The 17,672-nt window shown below is 45.3% G+C and carries 20 protein-coding genes; 1 reads left to right on the top strand and 19 read right to left on the bottom strand.

The genetic code is table 11. The features are described 5' to 3' along the window. Positions 1-88 precede the first annotated feature (88 nt). The 8 genes from GKG41_RS14500 to GKG41_RS14465 form a co-directional block, all read right to left on the bottom strand. The gene (locus tag GKG41_RS14500; protein WP_347563364.1) at positions 89-745 is read right to left on the bottom strand and encodes a cytidylate kinase-like family protein; all 657 of its coding nucleotides are present in this window, start codon (positions 743-745) and stop codon (positions 89-91) included. A gap of 87 nt (positions 746-832) precedes the next feature. Next, positions 833-1,747 (bottom strand): RluA family pseudouridine synthase, encoded by a 915-nt coding sequence (locus GKG41_RS14495; RefSeq protein WP_154259803.1) that lies wholly within the window; start codon positions 1,745-1,747, stop codon positions 833-835. A gap of 7 nt (positions 1,748-1,754) precedes the next feature. Next, a complete protein-coding gene (lspA, locus tag GKG41_RS14490; protein WP_154259801.1) occupies positions 1,755-2,273 on the bottom strand; it encodes a signal peptidase II in 519 nt (172 codons plus the stop codon). A gap of 16 nt (positions 2,274-2,289) precedes the next feature. Next, positions 2,290-3,381 (bottom strand): 3-dehydroquinate synthase, encoded by a 1,092-nt coding sequence (gene aroB, locus GKG41_RS14485; RefSeq protein WP_154259799.1) that lies wholly within the window; start codon positions 3,379-3,381, stop codon positions 2,290-2,292. Positions 3,382-3,392: 11 nt separating this feature from the next. Next, complete coding sequence (locus GKG41_RS14480; protein ID WP_154259797.1) at positions 3,393-4,193, bottom strand: YlmH/Sll1252 family protein; 801 nt, start codon at positions 4,191-4,193, stop codon at positions 3,393-3,395. A gap of 9 nt (positions 4,194-4,202) precedes the next feature. Further along, positions 4,203-4,805: a cell division protein SepF gene (locus GKG41_RS14475; RefSeq protein WP_072852842.1), complete on the bottom strand. Its 603-nt coding sequence runs from the start codon at positions 4,803-4,805 to the stop codon at positions 4,203-4,205. Between the two features lie 18 nt (positions 4,806-4,823). After that, positions 4,824-5,522: a YggS family pyridoxal phosphate-dependent enzyme gene (locus GKG41_RS14470; protein WP_154259795.1), complete on the bottom strand. Its 699-nt coding sequence runs from the start codon at positions 5,520-5,522 to the stop codon at positions 4,824-4,826. 11 nt (positions 5,523-5,533) lie between these two features. Continuing rightward, positions 5,534-6,916 carry an HlyD family efflux transporter periplasmic adaptor subunit gene (locus GKG41_RS14465; RefSeq protein WP_154259793.1) on the bottom strand — a complete coding sequence of 461 codons (1,383 nt, stop codon included), beginning with the start codon at positions 6,914-6,916 and terminating at the stop codon, positions 5,534-5,536. A 158-nt stretch (positions 6,917-7,074) separates the two neighbouring features. On the opposite strand from GKG41_RS14465, the gene GKG41_RS14460 reads away from it, so the two are divergent. Next, positions 7,075-7,287, top strand: coding sequence for a DUF378 domain-containing protein (locus GKG41_RS14460; protein ID WP_072852837.1), 213 nt, complete (start codon positions 7,075-7,077; stop codon positions 7,285-7,287). A 56-nt stretch (positions 7,288-7,343) separates the two neighbouring features. Here the strand turns inward: GKG41_RS14460 and GKG41_RS14455 are convergent, their stop codons facing one another. From GKG41_RS14455 to radC, 11 genes are all read right to left on the bottom strand, one after another. Then, positions 7,344-7,772, bottom strand: a complete 429-nt coding sequence (locus GKG41_RS14455) for a twitching motility protein PilT (RefSeq protein ID WP_072852835.1) — start codon at positions 7,770-7,772, stop codon at positions 7,344-7,346. 120 nt (positions 7,773-7,892) lie between these two features. Continuing rightward, a complete protein-coding gene (locus GKG41_RS14450; RefSeq protein WP_256282014.1) occupies positions 7,893-8,936 on the bottom strand; it encodes a serine hydrolase in 1,044 nt (347 codons plus the stop codon). Further along, the gene (locus GKG41_RS14445; protein WP_154259791.1) at positions 8,920-9,315 is read right to left on the bottom strand and encodes a methylglyoxal synthase; all 396 of its coding nucleotides are present in this window, start codon (positions 9,313-9,315) and stop codon (positions 8,920-8,922) included. Before GKG41_RS14445 ends, GKG41_RS14450 begins: the two co-directional genes overlap by 17 nt. Continuing rightward, positions 9,312-10,442: an FtsW/RodA/SpoVE family cell cycle protein gene (locus GKG41_RS14440; protein ID WP_154259789.1), complete on the bottom strand. Its 1,131-nt coding sequence runs from the start codon at positions 10,440-10,442 to the stop codon at positions 9,312-9,314. The genes GKG41_RS14445 and GKG41_RS14440 overlap by 4 nt, the downstream gene beginning before the upstream one ends. Before the next feature lie 17 nt (positions 10,443-10,459). Then, entirely contained in the window at positions 10,460-10,720 is a 261-nt protein-coding gene (gene minE / locus GKG41_RS14435; RefSeq protein WP_072852826.1) for a cell division topological specificity factor MinE, read from the bottom strand. 18 nt (positions 10,721-10,738) lie between these two features. Continuing rightward, a complete protein-coding gene (gene minD, locus GKG41_RS14430; RefSeq protein WP_154259787.1) occupies positions 10,739-11,527 on the bottom strand; it encodes a septum site-determining protein MinD in 789 nt (262 codons plus the stop codon). A 77-nt stretch (positions 11,528-11,604) separates the two neighbouring features. Beyond that, a complete protein-coding gene (locus GKG41_RS14425) occupies positions 11,605-14,496 on the bottom strand; it encodes a penicillin-binding transpeptidase domain-containing protein (RefSeq protein WP_154259785.1) in 2,892 nt (963 codons plus the stop codon). Continuing rightward, the gene (gene mreD / locus GKG41_RS14420) at positions 14,481-15,008 is read right to left on the bottom strand and encodes a rod shape-determining protein MreD (RefSeq protein WP_154259783.1); all 528 of its coding nucleotides are present in this window, start codon (positions 15,006-15,008) and stop codon (positions 14,481-14,483) included. Before mreD ends, GKG41_RS14425 begins: the two co-directional genes overlap by 16 nt. Before the next feature lies 1 nt (position 15,009). Then, the gene (mreC, locus tag GKG41_RS14415) at positions 15,010-15,867 is read right to left on the bottom strand and encodes a rod shape-determining protein MreC (RefSeq protein WP_154259781.1); all 858 of its coding nucleotides are present in this window, start codon (positions 15,865-15,867) and stop codon (positions 15,010-15,012) included. A 16-nt stretch (positions 15,868-15,883) separates the two neighbouring features. After that, positions 15,884-16,873 carry a rod shape-determining protein gene (locus GKG41_RS14410; protein ID WP_154259779.1) on the bottom strand — a complete coding sequence of 330 codons (990 nt, stop codon included), beginning with the start codon at positions 16,871-16,873 and terminating at the stop codon, positions 15,884-15,886. A gap of 14 nt (positions 16,874-16,887) precedes the next feature. Continuing rightward, on the bottom strand, positions 16,888-17,592 hold the full coding sequence (gene radC, locus GKG41_RS14405) for a DNA repair protein RadC (RefSeq protein WP_072852814.1): 705 nt from the start codon (positions 17,590-17,592) through the stop codon (positions 16,888-16,890). Between the last annotated feature and the right edge of the window lie 80 nt (positions 17,593-17,672).

The following is a 17,672-nucleotide window of genomic DNA, read 5'->3' as shown; positions in this document are numbered from 1 at the left end:
ATAATTTTCAGGGGCAGGCGTGATTCGTATGAATCACGCCTGCCCCTGTGTAGGGCTATCTATTTCCCGACAGCCCCTTTATCTTATCTTACTTTTTCTGATGAGCGTTTTTTACTTCAATTGCTTTCTTGATCAGTTCCACACAGCCTTCCATTCCAAGGACCCCGCTGTCCAGACACATATGGTAGCCATTGGCATCTCCCCATTTTTTGCTGGTGTAATAATTGTAGTAGCTGGATCTTTGTTTGTCTGTCTTGTGGATCTTCTCTTTGGCAGCTGCATCTGTGAGTTCATATTTTTTTGCGATTCTTCGGATCCTCTTATCCAGATCCGCATGGATAAAGACACTCAGGCAGCCCGGATAGTCAGACAGTGCATAATCTGCACAGCGGCCTACCATGACGCAGGATTCTTCTTCCGCAATCTTTTTAATGGTCTCAAACTGGGCGAGGAAGACTTTATGGTTAATGGGCATATCTGTAAATGCGGCCGATGAATAGCCAAAGGAATATGTATCCATCACCAGAGAGTAGAGAAAACTGTTTGTAGGCTTCTCATCATGATTCTGAAACAATTCCTGGCATAAACCGCTGTCCTTGGAAGCTCTGTCCAGCAGTTCACTGTCATAATATTTAATTCCCAGCTCTTCTGCTAACCGCTGTCCGATTGCTCTTCCGCCGCTGCCATACTGGCGCCCGATTGTAATTACTGTGTTTGCCATAAGCACACACTCCTTTCCTGTCATTTCCCTCCGTGTACTGACAAATTTCATAGGTTAGTACACTAGTAATCTATATATATTATATCGCATTTTATGCAAAATGTATATACATTATCTCAATTTATCCAGAATTTCAGAAAAGTATTCAGGTAGAGGTGCTGTAAACTCCATATATTCAGAAGAAACGGGGTGGAGAAAGCCCAATACCATTGCGTGCAGTGTCTGGCCCCGGAGACCCGGGAATGGACATTTTTTCGGACCATATACATCATCTCCCAAAAGAGGATGGCGAATGCTGCTCATATGCACGCGTATCTGATGGGTGCGCCCGGTCTCCAGACGGCATTCAATGTACGTGAAAGAGCCAAAACGCTCCAGTACCCGGTAATGGGTAACTGCCGGCTTACCGTTTTTCTGGGTAACTGCCATTTTTTTTCTCTCGGTGGGATGCCGGCCGATGTCTCCGGTTACTGTGCCCTCATCCTCCTTTAGGTTGCCGTGTACAATGGCCCGGTATCTTCTGGTAATGGAGTGGTCCTTTAGCTGCAGGGCCAGACTTTGATGCGCCCGGTCTGTTTTGCACACCACAAGCGCCCCGGTGGTATTCATATCGATTCTGTGAACAATACCCGGGCGGAGAACTCCATTAATCCCGGACAGCTGTCCCTGGCAGTGAAAAAGGAGTGCATTCACCAGTGTATGCGTGTAATGTCCTGCGCTGGGATGCACCACCATACCTTTGGGCTTGTCTACAACCAAAAGTTCACTGTCTTCATAGAGGATCGACAGTGGGATGTTTTCCGGCTGAATGTCAGGCTCCTTTTGGTCTGGTATCTCTATGGTGATCGTATCCTCCGGCTGAATTTTATAGTTTGCCTTTAAAGGCTGCTCATTTGCCAGAACGCAGCCTTCCTTAATCACTTTTTGAATATAAGACCGGGAATACTCAGGAAGCAGAAGGGAAAGATATTTGTCAACCCGCTCTCCTGCCTCGAATTCCTCTACTTTATAGTTATACTTTTCCATGGACGGTTTACTGCTCCCTTTTCTTTAAAAACTGAAAGTCTTCTTCTTTGTAATAAAAAATCACATAGATGAAAAACAGCACGGCAGAGACTGTCACATAGATATCTGCCACATTAAAGACCGGAAAATTAATCAGGGAGATATAGACAAAATCTACCACATAATTTAAACGTATCCGGTCCAGTACATTGCCCACAGCTCCGGCGGTAATAGTGACGGCTAATATATGCATAGGCAGATAATGTCTGGTCTTGGGCATCTTCCAGTATGCAGCTATGGCTGCCAGGAAAAACACTGCGGCAATCAGTACAAAGATCCACTGCTGGTTTTGAAGAATGCCAAAGGCTGCTCCCCGGTTTTCCAGATAATGAAGGGTGAGGACACCGGGAATCAGATCAATATCCCTTTGCCCGGCCAAATGCTCAACTGCAAGGGCCTTGGTCCACTGATCCAGACCCACCAGAAGCAAAAGGGCAGCAAACCCGCCCAAGATAGCCTGTATTCTGATTTTTTTCTGAGGTTCCATAACAATTTGTCCTTTCCTAAACAGCGTCGATTACAGTAATCGCATCCAGAAGCTCCGAATCGGTAACCGAAGTGTCTATCACAGCATGCCCCATCCTGTCCATCAGTATAAATTTTATCTGGCCGTGTTCCATTTTTTTGTCGGATTTCGTTGCGGATAGCACCTGTTCCGGGGAGAGTCCGCCGACTCTTACAGGCAGACCGAAGGCTCGTAAATCCTTTTGCATCTTTGCGAATTCTTCTACTGTAATGTATCCCTTCTGAAAGGACAGGTAGGCGGAAGCTACCATCCCAAGCGCCACACACTGGCCGTGCAGGATCGAAAAGTTCTTAAGCTTTTCTACAGCGTGCCCTATGGTATGTCCCATATTCAAGACTGCCCGCTCTCCTTTTTCTGTAGGATCGTTTTCCACTACTGTTTTTTTTATGACACAGCTGCGGTAAATCATCTCTGTTAAAGTCTCAGGCACTCTCTTTAAAATCTCTTCTCTGTGAAATACGGTCCAGGCATAATAGGAATAATCCCGTATCAGACCGTGTTTTAAGATTTCGCCCATTCCGCAGGAGAACTGCTCATCGGAAAGACTTAAAAGAGCAGAGACGTTCATATACACCATCAAAGGCTGATGGAATGCCCCCACCATATTCTTATATTGATCGAAATCCACCCCTGTTTTCCCGCCAATGCTGCTGTCTACCTGGGCAAGAAGGGTGGTGGGAACCTGCACAAACGCAATCCCCCTGAGGTATGTGGCGGCCGCATAACCGGTCATATCCCCTACAACGCCGCCGCCCAGCGCCAGCAGAAGATCTTTGCGGTCATAATGATTTTCGATCAGATGTTTATAGATTTTCTGAATCTGATCCAACGTCTTATTCTCTTCCCCTGCCGGGATGATATGGGTAGTAATCTCAAAGCCGCTGTCTCTCAGGCCTTTGGCTGTTTCCTCCAGATACAGAGGGGCAACATTGCTGTCTGTTACAATACATATCTTCTGAAAGCTCTTCCCCACTGCCAGAATCTTCTCCGGAAGCTCCCGGAAGCTTTTCTCAAAATAAATGGAGTACGTAAATTCACCCTTCCGCTGTACTTTTAATTCCTGATACATGCTTTTGTCTCCTATCTGTAACGGTACAGGCAGATACTGTACCTGTCCTTTTTTGTCTGCTTCAGTACCCGGGAATACTGAAATTTTCCCTTTCCCCGTACTGAAATAATATCTTCTTCCTTTAGCTGATAGCCGTTGGAAACCACCATTTTCCCATTTACATATACTTTTCCCGTTTCAATGAAGGGAAGCATCTGGCTTCTGGATGTGTGAAAAGCCAGTGCCAGAACCGCGTCCAGGCGCACAGAGGCCACCGTACCAGTAATTTCTTCCCGCTTTCTCTCAGGAAGGCCGGACAGGTCCGGGATCTTTCGTGCAACCACCCCTGTATTCCTGATTCGGCACAATTCCCCGGAAATAAATTCAGTAAGGGAACTGTGGCAGAACAAATAGGCTTCTTTTTCATCCACCAGGATGTCACCCAGCTTACTTCTCTGGATGCCGAGATTGACTGCGGCTCCCAGGTAATCCCTGTGTGAGAGCGGTTGTGCGAACCTCTTTGCAAGAGGCTGGATACAAAGACAGTCCATTGGATATTCCCATCCATTCCCCAGGCAGACACCCTGAACGGCCCCTTCGGAGGGACGTAATACATAAGAAAGAGCATCAGGGATGAATGCTGCCATCTGACGCTCTGCTAATTCATACCCACCGCAGGTCTTCAGAGTTACCCCCAGCTCCCGGTAGTTAATATGATTTACCATATGTAATTCGTTCAAATCCAGGAAATCAGAAAATGTTACAATGTCTCTCTGATAAGCATTCTGACATAATTCCTGGATTCGCTTTATGAATTGTTCTTCTTTTTCCATAGATTATCCTTAGAACTCGGTACGGATCGACGGAAAGTCAAATGCACCGCTTAAAATTTCCTGAAAATCACCGGTAATATCCACATCAGCAGGTGTTAAAATAAAGATGTAGCTGGATACCTTCTGAAGACTGCCGTTGATGGCATAACAGGATCCGGAAGTAAAGTCAATAATTCTCTGGGCCACTTCCACGTCCAGTCCCTCCAGATTTAATACCACGGTACATCCTGCCAGCAGAGTATCCGCGATTTCCCTGGTGTCCTCCATTGACGTTGGCTTAATCACACAAACCTCCATTGCACTTGATACTTTTTTAGTATTACGCATAGGCGTAACCTTAGATGAAGCTGCCTTAGGCTGCTTGGCAGGCCTTGCACTGCTGGGGGCAGCAGTTGCCGCTTTCTCTGCTTTGGCCGCTTTTTTGGCTTTATGAAAAGAGGTTACCGGTGCCGGGTCATCATAGAACTCATCGTCATCTTCTTCCTCCAGCTTCTTTAAGAAACGTTTTCTTGGCTTCTCCTCTTCGAAGTCGTCTGCATCATCAAAAAATTCATCGTCGTCGTAATCATCATTTAATTTGATTGCATCTAAAAACTTATCTAAAACGCCCATTATTTAATCTCCATTCTTTTATACTGCTGCGTAATTACGCTCACCAAAGATGCCTGTCCCTACACGGACCAAGGTAGCCCCTTCTTCAATCGCCACCTCATAATCTCCTGTCATACCCATGCTCAGGACATCCATAGTAACATTATTCATGTTTTCCCCTTTGATGTCAACACTTAAATTCTTTAATTTCCTGAAAATTTCCCTGTTATCTTCTGGATCTTCAACGTATGGCGCTATCGTCATAAGTCCTTTAATAGCAATATTTTGCAGTTTTGCCACTTCCTGTATAAGAGGAAGTGTCTCCTCAACGGAAACTCCGAACTTGCTCTCTTCCCGGGCTACATTTACTTCGATAAGCACTGGCATAACCAGCCCTTTTTTTTCGGCCTCGTGATGAATCGTCTCTGCCAGTCTGAGGGAATCCACAGAGTGAATGAGACATGCTTTATCAATGATGTACTTCACCTTATTCCTCTGGAGATGGCCAATCAAATGCCAGTGCAGATCCTTAGGAAGTTCCTCGTATTTGGATGTCAGCTCCTGAACCTTATTCTCCCCAAAGTCCTTTACTCCAAGAGGAAGCAGTTCCTCGATAAGCCCTGCAGGTTTTGTCTTGCTGACTGCTATAAGAGTGACCTCACTGCGGTCCCTTCCTGCTTTTTGGCAAGCCTTTTGTACTTTCTCCTCTACTGCTTTATAGTTCTCTTTTACATCCATAGTATCATCTCCTAATATAATATATCTTCTTCTTTTACAGAGTTGCCGTTCAAAACAATATGATCAAACTGGGCAATTCCATAGGAAGTATCTTTATCTACAATACAATACTCATCGTTCTGGTCCAGAACAGAGATTTTGCGGAAGACAGCGTATCCTTTATTCATACTGTATACGCCTTCCAGTTCCGCGGTCTCACCAATGACATAGTTTTGACTGGAATCCTGCTTTACAATGACATCCCCCTTTTTGAAATCAGACGTTTCTACATAGTAGCTGCCGTCTTTTAATTCATAAAGGGTTGTACTGATAAATTCTGTGGTAGTCTTTCCGCCTTTTCCTTCTCTGCGGACCAGGAAGCCCGCTTCCTGCTGATTGTTCCCCTGGGTTTTAAATTCCTCGGGAATAAGGTAGAATTCTTTGCTGACCACAGAGGACATGGGTATTTTTAACCCTGTTTTTGTGTTGGTTACCAGTTCTATATCAAGAAAGCGGTCTGAGGCGTAGCGCACCATACCGTTGCTCAGATCGATTTGTCCGTATTTTCCGTCTTTTTTTTCCACTATAGAAAAGCCGCCCACCTGAGTAGCCCCGTCCTTGAGAAACTTGACTTTAATGGCAGTTCTGTCAGCCAGTTCTGCGGCCTGTTTATCTGTCAGCGGAATCATAAGTGTCCAGTTTTCATCTGTGACCAGCTTGTACACCGGTTCCCCTGCCTTTACCTGGGAATCTGAGAGCAGATGATTCTGCTGATAGGACATCTGGCTGAAGCTGTCCTCTGACACGGTATCAGGAGTTAAGCTCTCGTACCCGTCTGTGGAGTACAGGACTACCCCGTCATAAGGAGCATTGTATATAGTCTGTGTGCCGAAGGTTGCGGATACGGAATCCGTATCCTCCCCCGAGGCCCCTATGCCTGCGGACTGAAGAATGGTTCCCTCAATCTCATATTTTAGGCTGTATACATCGTGAAAAGTATCTGAACTGAAATTATTGGCGAATTTGGCAAGCTGTGATCTGATTTTTTCCAGATCTGCTTCCTTTAGCTCCATATCCGCAGACTGGGCCTTTGTATCCCCTACGGAGTATATTGTGCCTGCCTTACGTACTTTGCTTCCCTCTCTGGCATAGTATGTGACATAGCCGGGGCTGTCTGCCGTTACCACTTCCTCTGTTCGCAGAGCCAGTGCCGTGTAGGTCTGATTCTTAGCCAGGGGACCTGCTGTCACCTGGTAGGAGGTGACGTGGGTGGAGGTGACATAGAGAAGAACCGTGATCAGCATATAGATAAAAAGTGCACCGAAAATCAAAGTGCCTATATTTAACGTAAGCAGCTTTTTTGCGCTTGTAATAATCTTTTTCAGTGTTTCAAGTATTTTATTTCTGACTGACAAATTGATAGTCTCCTTCTGTCTGGTACAATACTTTTACATCAGTTAACATTGTACCATTTTCCAACTTTAAGTACAACATGGAATTTCGAAAGAAAAAAATGGTATGAAATGTGTTTTTCTGGTAAAAATATAGGATAAAGAATAAGGAGGTAGTCATTATGCGTTCAAAAGGAATCGACTATACAATACTTGTAATTGCAATTATCGGTGCAGTGAACTGGGGGTTAATCGGATTCTTCCGCTTTGACCTGGTTGCATTTTTATTTGGAAATATGTCCTGGATTTCAAGGATTATTTATGCTGTCGTAGGACTCTGCGGATTATACTTAATCAGCCTCTTCGGCAGAATCGGCAATATGGGCCAGGAATAAAAAACAAAGGACTGTCGCAGGTTTTTGCAGCAGTCCTTTGTTTTTTATTATGTGTATTATAACGATACAATAATCTTATCCTTCAAATCTTCTGGCAGTTCGTCGGCATCTTTAGAAACGCTCAGGGTAAACGTAATAGAAAACTCTTTGCCAATGGCTTCAATCTGTCTGATTGTACCGGCGATGTCCCCATCCTCCATCTGTTCTAATTTTGAAATATTCAGAAAGCTGTCCAGATACATTTCCTCCAGATCGTGATCCTGTGAAATAATACCGCAGATAAAACCTACAAATTCATCAGGATTCTTTAGTGGAAAGGTAGATACATCAATTAACCTTACTTTATTATTCAGCTCGTACATGTGTTTTACATTTTTGTCCAGATATACCACGCTGCCGTTGGCTGATTTGATCGTTTTATTTACCCTGTCCAATAGTTCTTTTGTCTTTCCTTTTCCCTTTTTGCCTACAATTAATTGAACCATCGCAATTTCCTCCTTGAACCTACGTAATATGTATTTAAGCCAAAATGTTAGTTCTGTTAGGTACAATTATAGTGTATTTAAACAAAAAAAACAATGGCAAATCTGAAATTTTATGAAAATTTACGAATTTATTTTCTGGAGCAGAGAAGTCATCTGCTCATATAAAATAGATTTCGTTTTGGCATTCAGCACGATGGAAATGTATGGCTTTCCATAGGCATTCTGGGATACAATGGCCAGACATGCGCCTGCCTGACTGGTGGTTCCTGTTTTACCGCCCAGGATCGTTACATCCTTAGGAGTTGAAATCTCACCGGTGAGATATTTATCGGTGGCCTCAAGGGCAATCCGCCCTTCCTCACCGCTGGCCTTTTGGTACGTGAGGGTATAGGAACTCATCTGGGATATGGTGGTGAATTCTTTGTAGGTAATCGCCTCATTGAGCATCAGGTAAATATCATACGCAGTTGTATAATGGTCCGGATCGTGGAGCCCGTGCGGGTTCACAAAATGCGTTCCGGTGGCCCCCAGACGCAGAGCCTCCTCATTCATCATCTGTACAAACCCATCCACACTGCCCCCTACCTGACGGGCAATGGCCATGGCCGCATCATTGCCGGAATATACAAGGAGCCCGTGAAGAAGCTCGTCCATAGAAACTTTATCTCCAGCTCTAAAACCGCAAAGCTGTGCACCCTCTTCCAGTGTAACGTCTTCCGCTTCAATGGTAACAACGTCATTCATATTGCCGTGCTCCAGTGCCAGTATGGCAGTCATCAGCTTTGTAATGCTGGCAGGATATGTTTTCTCAAACATGGATTGGGAAAACATCACTTGTTTTCCATCCACATCAAGCAAAGCGGATCGCTCGCTGTTTTGAGGCGTAATTCCCTCTAAAGGGATATCTCCCGATGCTACACATAGGTTATAGGCCATTCCCTCTGCCACCTGTGAAGTGTCGTCTCCGGATTTTCCGAATACTTCTGTCTGCAGACTGTAAGGGAGTACCTCATCCAGTGCTCTGTCCTTATGAAACATCATAATGCTTAAAGCACCGGCCAATACCACAATCACCAGGAAAAGACTTAAAAATATAGTCCGGCGCACTTTGCGCCTGCGCAGTTCCCTGCGGGTTCTCTTTCTGTTTTTATCTGTACATTTCACGCCAGTCTAACTCTCCTCTGTCCAAAGACTTAATCAGTAATTCCGCTGAGGCCAGATTGGTGGCCAGGGGGATATTGTGGGTGTCACACAGGTGGAAGATACGGTTAACATCAGGGTCATGCCGTTTTGGAGCAACGGGATCTCTCAGAAAAATAATGAGATCCATCTGGTTTTGCTCAATCAGCGTACCAAGCTGCTGTTCTCCCCCCAAGTGTCCGGCGATAAATTTGTGTACCGGCAGGTTGCACTCCTCTTCGATCAGACGGCCTGTAGTACCTGTGGCATACAGCGTGTGCCTGCTCAAAATGCCCCTGTAAGCTATGCAGAAATTCTGCATCAGTTTTTTCTTTGAATCATGCGCGATAAGTCCTATATTCATGATATTTGACCTCCTATATATGTTTTACTTTTTTGCAGTCCTACATTTAAAACCAAGCCCATACCAATATACAGACTGACAATGGAAGTCAGTCCATAGCTTACAAACGGCAAAGGGGTCCCTGTGTTGGGCATTAAGCCGGTAGCCACACAGATATTGATAAAGCTCTGCAGGCCGATAACGGAGCCCACCCCGCAGCAAATCAGCTTACCCGAGAGGTCCTTGGCCCTTCGTCCCACGAATACACATTCAAATATAATAAGCAGCAACAGCCCTACAATGCAGCAGCAGCCGATAAAGCCCAGCTCTTCCCCTGCTACGGCAAAGATAAAGTCTGTCTGAATCTGGGAAACGAAGTTTCCTTTGTTCGCAGAGGAGACCTCGTTGTTATCCAGGCCCTTCCCGGTCAACTGACCGGATCCGATGGCAATCTTAGAGTTTTCCTGCTGTGCGATATCATCTGCGTACTCTTCATTTTCTGGATACAGCCAGGACATAATACGATCTCTTTGATAATCCTTGATCAGTTTTTGATCCGGCTGTACAACAATGGTCAGAAAAATAACAGCCAGAGGTATGGTGATCAGCAGGGCACCGCCGATTATTTTATAGCTTAGCCCTCCGATGTACAACAGGATACAAAAAAGTATAACAACCGTAATTGTATTTTTCAAGTCAGGCTGAATAAGAATAAGGACAAGGGGCACAGCAAGAAGTATAAATGACTGCACCAGCGTCCGAAACGTATTCAAGTCATCCTCGTGTTCCATGAAGTATTTTGCAAAGAACATAATTAAAAGAATCTTCGAAAGCTCCGTGGGCTGAAAACGGACGAATCCAAGGTCGATCCAGCGGGTAGCTCCTCCGGCAGAACTGCCGAACAGCCGTACGGCCAGAAGCATAATAATATTCCCGAAGTAAATAATCCAGTAAAAATTCAGGATCCAGCTAAAATCCATCAGAGAAAGAATCAGCATTACGGCAAGCCCCATTACCACTCCCATTACCTGGCGGCTCTGCAGTGAATGCTGGGCACTTCCCACAAGGAGAATTCCCACTCCGCTGATGGCAATCAGCCATAGAACTAATCTGAAGTTGTAATCTTTTAATTTGTATTGTTTTAACATGTAGTCACCTTAGTATTTTATATCAATTTCCTGTTTCGCATCCCGTTCTGCTGAGCAGAAAGTGGAATCCGGGCCGACAGGGCAGAGGGATTCCTGGTAAACTTAATCTCTACTCTCTCATCATCTATATTGAAATATTTACTGACGGCCTGAATCATATCGTTTTTTATCATTATCATCATTTGTGGAGTACAGTCAATTCTTTCTGAAACCAGTAAAAGCTTCAGCCTGTCTTTGGCAACGGCGCTGGAACGCTTATTTCTTGATAATAGAAACAATGAAATGTCCTCCTTTATTTACTTTTTAAAGAAACTGCCCAGGCGTCGGAATACACCCTTTTTCACTTCAAAGTCCAGAAGCGGAACTTCCTCCCCCTGGATACGCCTGCAGATATTGGAGAACGCCTGCCCGGACAAAGATTCCTTGCCGCAGAGCGGTTCTCCCTGATTGGTGGCTATGACCACTTCCTCGTCATCCGGCACAGCCCCTAAAAGAGAGACTGCCAGAATATCCGTGACGTCCTCTATAGACATCATTTCCCCTCTTTTTATCATATCCGGGCGAAGGCGGTTGATGATAAGCTGGATATCCTCCATTTCATTCGCCTCCAAAAGCCCTATAATTCTGTCCGCGTCCCGAATGGCAGATACCTCCGGAGTTGTCACCACAATGGCACGGTCAGCGCCCGCGATGGCATTCTTAAAGCCCTGTTCGATGCCGGCGGGGCAGTCCAGTATTATATAATCAAATTCCTTGGAAAGCTCCTGAGTAAGCTTTATCATCTGTTCCGGTGTCACTGCCGTCTTATCTCTTGTCTGGGCGGAAGGCAGCAGATAGAGGCTGCCGTACTGTTTATCTTTTATGAGAGCCTGCTTCAGTCTGCAGTTTCCCTCTATCACATCAATAAGATTATAAACAATACGATTTTCCAGTCCCAGAACTACGTCCAGATTGCGCAGGCCGATGTCTGTGTCCACGACAACTACCTTTTTATCCAACTGTGCAAGGCCGGTGCCAATATTGGCAACAACAGTGGTTTTCCCGACCCCTCCTTTGCCTGATGTGACGACAATTATTTCACTCATATACCATCCTCCTACTATACTATCCCTTTTTCTGTCATCTTATGGTACATTTAAAATAATTTAATTCCCAACGTATTTTAATCGGTCTGAGATGTACCTACATAGCTAGATGCAGTACCTGTCAGTAGTGAAGCTTCATCCTGCAAGTCAAATTTGTAGCTTATAACTTCTCTTGCCACAGAGGCCGCATTTGCCGAAGAATAACCGTTGGCAATACGGACCGCAAGGGCAAGCTGAGGTTCCTCTACTGGTGCATATCCTATGAAAAGACCATGGCTGGGTCTTGACTTGCTCTGCTGAGCTGTACCTGTCTTACCGGCAACACTGTAGTTCATGCCGTTAAAGGCTTCATTATTCTGTACCACCTGACGCATACCGGCATGAATGGTATTCCACTCGCTGTCTCTTAGGTCGATGGTGCTCTGTACTTCCGGGGTAAAGTCTTCTAATACATTCCCATCGGAATCTGTTACTTTATCCAGCAGCGATATATTATAGCTGGTGCCGCTGTTGGCTATTGTTGTTACATAGCGGGCCAGCTGAGAGGTTGTATAGTTGTGAGTACCCTGACCAATATAGGAGGGAACTGCATTTTTATCGGAAATCTGGGGGGATGCCTCAGAGATCTCGATCCCGGAATTCTTATCCAGGTCAAACAGTGAAGCGTACTGTTCCAGTTTTTCAAGGCCAAGGCTCTCCGAGAAGTTTTCTTCACTGTCCAGCCCCAGGCGATATCCCACTTCATCAAAGAATACGTTACATGACTCTTTGATCGCTGACTGCAATCCCAGCCAGCCGTGGCCCCCATGGTTCCAGCACCGGATGCTGTATCCTGCTTTATTAAATATTCCGGTACAGTCAACACCGAAGTCATCGGTGATAATGCCCTCCTCCAGGCCTGCTACCGCTGTTACAATCTTAAAGGTAGAACCAGGCGCTGTGCGCTGCTGGGTGGCTTTGTTGTAGAACGGCTGCGAAAGGTCAGCAGCCAGGGCATTGTAGTACGCGGTATCCATCTGGTTGGCAAGCCGGTTGTTGTCATAGCCGGGGTAAGTAACGCAGGCAAGTATCTCACCTGTGTTGGGGTCTGTTGCCACAAGAGAACCGGAACATGGATCCAAAGCCAGCTGCGCCGGTGTGATCTCCAGTTTGTTGATTTTGCTTTTCATAAAGTCATAGGCCGTAAGTCTTCCGGAAATCAGAGGCTCGTAATCGCTGTCATCGGTAGAAAGCACTCCCTGATCATACAGTATCGTGCAGACCTGTCTGCCGGATATAGTGTCTGACTGAAGCATATATTTATACAGCAGTTTGCTGAAGGCGGTATCCTTTGCCAGAGCTTCCTCCAGATATGCAGCCAGCGCATGATACACTTCGCTGGAATCCAGGTAGGCGCCTTCGGTAGAAATTTTGGAAATGTCAATCCAGTTCTGACTTGCCGCATAAGTAAGGTATTCCTGCAGGCTGATCGATTCATCGGTGGTCCAGGCGATGTAGGTGGCGTCGGTCTTGTCTATGGCGTCCTCAGACAGGATCCCTGTTTTTGTCATCAACAGCTCATTGACAATGTAGCTGATGTATTCCTGCATCTCTTTATCCAGATCCTTGTAGGCTGCCGGAGCCTCCCCGGTCAGTTCCTGGCGGATGGATTCAAAGACAGCTGCCTGCTTTTCCTCAAAACGGGCATAGAGTTCCTGTTCTGTCTCGGAGGCCCCCTCCTCTGTGAAATGCCCGATGTCTATTACGCTGTTATTGATCAGTGCAAAGTAGACATCATAGATAGGAATGGGGATGGTTGCCGTGTCATCTACATTGGTGCGGTCAAAATCCTTTATATTCTGAATCATGGAAGAGACAATTCCTGCTATGTGCTGTTCCAGTACTTTATAAGCAGCAATCTGCAGTTCTTTGTCAATGGTGAGATACACATCATTGCCGGACTGCGGCTCTACCACAGAGTCATCGTCTGTCTTCAGAACCTTTCCCAGATTATCCACATAAACCTTTCTGGAGCCGTTGATGCCCTGAAGATAGGTCTCCATATACTGTTCAATCCCGGTTTTTCCGATAATTGATGTGCTGTTATAATTATCGCTCTCCTTCTTCAGCTCGTCCAGCTCTTCGGTAGAAGCCTTGCCGGTATAACCTATGATAGGCGCAAAGTAAATACTGTCTTCATACGCACGGATAGTGTCCTGAGCTATGTCAATCCCCTGCAGCCTGTCTTTATTTTCCATAATTATGGCCACCGTATTTTCATTCACGTTACTGGCAATAGTAACCGGAACATATCTCCGGAAACTATTGGTAGAAAGCGCGTAGCGTATTGTCACTATATCCAGCGTCTCCTGTGGGGTAAAGCTTTCAGGCAGGGAGAACTTTGCCAGCTCCTCAGAAGTATAGGGCTTCTTGGCGTCTGTCAGAGCAAACCGTTCATTGCCGGAGAGATACGCCATAATCTCATTGGGAGTAGCCTCTTCCTCTGTTTCTTTCAGGTCGTCAATGGAAGCATGACCGTACACATCGGCGCGAAACCGCTGGAGGGAGGTTCCTGTGACATCAAAGGCATATTCTCCGTTTTCATCTAATATAATATGGAAATCATGGTCAATGGAATTCTCATTCGCATGCAGAATCTGAAGTACTTCATAAGCCACACTGTTCAGGGTAAGATTTTTCTCCCGGGTGCTGTCATATGTTCCGTTGTCTTCCAGGGTAATGGAATAGGAAAGCTTATTCGATGCCAGAACGTTGCCGTTTCGGTCATAGATATTGCCCCGGGTGGCATTCAAAGTCAGCTCTTTGGTAGTTCTCAGGTTAAAGTTTTCTGCATATTCCTGTCCGCTCAGAATCTGCAGCTGAAACAGCCGCTGAATCAGGATACAGAACATACCGGCAAAGACAATCATCAGGACGGTTGTTCTGTGGACAGATAGTTTTTTCAGAAAGTTTTTTATTTTCTTAACCAAGTTGAATCTCTCTCTTTCATTTCCAGTTCCACTAATTTGTGGTTGATTTTGTACAGGATACGGTAGAATACCAAAGTGATTAAAATGGTATATACCATTTCCGGTATCATAATTCGTCTCAGATAGTAAAAAAAGTCAATGCGTCCCCGCAGCAGAAACTGCAGGCAGTAGACCATGAGATTATAGCCGATATCACAGACGGCTATTAATATCATTGGTACCTTGATATCTTCATCGTAATAAATTTTGTAACAAAATCCTGTAATATAACCGGCCGTCATATAGACCAATGCATAGAAGCCCAGCAGGTTTCCATAGAACATATCGATCATCAGGCCGCAGACAAATCCTGTCCACAGCCCGGTCTTTTTTCCTCTCATAAATCCGAACGAAACGGTAAGAATCAAAAGAAGATTGGGGGCAATAGAGCCGATAGAAAGACTTTGGAAAACCGTAGATTGTAGAATAAAGCTGACAATGATCAGCAGCAATATTACGATTCTTCGTCTCATATCAGGACTCCCCTTTCTGCTGTTTCAGATCGGTAATCACAAGAACCTCCTGTATATGTGCAAAATCCACTGCCGGGATCAATGTTCCTGTGTAAGTCAGGTGGTTGGAGTCCTCCTCCAGCTCACTGATATATCCGATGAGAATTCCTTTTAAGAACTTATCGCTTATCTGGGATGTGACGATCTTATCTCCCACCTGAACCTTTCCCTCTTCATCCCGCAGCTGGATAAATCCCAGTTTCCCGGAATCCATAAGCTTTAAATTGCCGGTAACCGTACAGGTATCCGACGTCGTCGCCACCTGGGCGCTGACATTGCTGGAATCGTCAATAATAGAGCGTACCGTTGACCAGTTGGATCCAGTTTCCGTGACAATTCCCACAAGACCGCCGATGGTGATTACATTCATATCCTTTTTGATCCCATCATCGCTTCCCTTATTAATTACAAAGGTATCGTACCAGTTTCCCGGATCTTTGGATATTACCTCAGCAGCTACTTTATCATATTCTGCGTACTGCTGGTCCAGATCATAGAGCTTCTGCAGCCGCTCCAGCTCATACTGGTTCTGGATCAGCTGACTGTTTTCTGTGGTGAGTTCTTCTACCTTTTCCTGAAGCTTTTTATTCTCTTTTACCAGCCTGCTCTTTTTCTGAAAGCCGTCCTGTACTCCGGACAGCAGATTCCCCACCTCATTGAGTCCGTTCTGGAAGGGAACAATGATATATCCGGCCACTCTTTTTACGGGGCCGGTGGGAAGTTTTGCTGTAAAGGTAAGAAGCATCAGACTGATACATACCAGTGACATGATAACAATTAAATGTTTGCTTTTTATTTTAATATTGCGTTTCTTCTTCATGCTAAAACCTCTATTATTATTTTGCCCATTTCTGTAAAGAGCGGCTGTTAATGATCTCCTTGACTCCGCAGATGGTGCACAGATCATAAAGGCCCGAAAGATGGATTTTATAACCGGTCACTCTTCGCAGGTACCACTCAATGTCCGGAATCCGGGTAGTCCCTCCTGTGAGGTAAATCCCCTCTTCTATTATGGAATGATAGATCTGAGGAGGTGTGCGTTCCAGAAAAAATTTGATCTCTTCCCCCACCGTCCGGATCAGATCCGTAATTGCCTCGTGCACGGCCCTGGATGAGATTACTCCTTCTCTGGGAAGTCCGGAAAGACTGTCTATGCCTACAATCTTGCGGGCCTCTTTCTTATCCAGACCCAGATACCCCAGGGACAGCTTCAGACGCTTCGCAGTTCTTGTGCCAATATGTAGGTTATATTTGCGGCGCACTGTGTTGCAGATGGATTCATTCAGCTGTTTGCCGCCTATCTCTACAATCTTGCTTAAAATAACCCGACCTTCTGCCACCACAGAAATCTCTGTACTCTGGGCACCGATATTGACAACCATAGATCCTTTCGTGTGATTCAGGGGGATTCCGAGAGCAATGGCATCTGCTATGGATTTTTCTACCATACGCACATTGTTTTTCCGGCTGCCGCTGGCAATGGTATAGTAGGCTCTTTTTTCGATTTCAGACATGTCTGCAGGAACTGTAAGAAAAAGAGTATTGCCCAGCAAAGAGGCGTGTTCTGCCCTTTGCAGCAGTGTCTGCAGTACGATTTCTGTGTGATTTATATTAGCGATTTTACCGAAAGACATGGGAGACTCTACATAGATGTTGGAAGGCGCTTTTTCATACATTTCATAAGCGTCATCTCCCACAGCCAGTACTTGTTCCCCGTTTCGAATCGCAATCATGTTCTTTTCTTTCGTTATAGTGTCTTTCTGGGCGGAATAGATCTTAATCGTGCTTGTCCCCAGATCTACGCCAAAAGTTTTATGAATTGGCATACCATACTTCCCTTCTAGTATTTTTTAAGGATATCCCGTTCACAAAAGCTTATATACTGGCAGTCCCCGATTATAATATGATCTAAAAGGTGAATGCCAATGATTTCTCCCGCTCCCCTTACTTTTTCTGTCAGTAAAATATCGTCCTCACTGGGCGTTGGATCACCGCTTGGATGATTGTGGATTAAAATAATATTGACAGCATGAAATTTAAGTGCTGCCAAAAATAATTCTCTGGGAGACACCAGCGAAGCGTTGACTGTCCCCTTTGATATAATTTCTTCACCCAACAGATGATTTTTGGTATCCAACATCATACACACCATGAGTTCCTGTTCTTCGTGACGCAGCTGTTCCATATAATAGTCTGCAATCGTACTGGGTGTACGGAAGGAAAGTCCCCTTTTGGCCGCCGCACTGGCAATACGTTTTGAAAGCTCCCCTATACATTTAATCTGCAGTGCCTTCACGGGGCCAACCCCTTTGAGATCCATCAGTTCTTCATGAGACAGCTGATGGATTCCTAAGAGACCCTCTTTATCTTTTGATAGACTTAATATCTTAGTTGCTAGTGATATAGATGAGATTCCCTGTGAGCCGGTTCGGATGAGAATTGCCAAGAGCTCTGCATCCGTAAGAGCGGCAGGGCCTAGGCGCCTGCACTTTTCATAAGGCCTGTCCATAGGGGGAATCCCTTGTATTCCTGTTGCTTCCTGCATAGTTCCTCCTTACACTCTCTTCAAGTAAATGTCCGGAAGGAAACTGCCTGCTTTAAAGCAAATTTTATTGTATCACAGAT

The sequence above is a fragment of the Lactonifactor sp. BIOML-A5 genome (assembly GCF_009677585.1).
Lineage (GTDB): Bacteria > Bacillota > Clostridia > Lachnospirales > Lachnospiraceae > Lactonifactor.
This window is presented reverse-complemented; position numbering and strand designations above follow the sequence as displayed.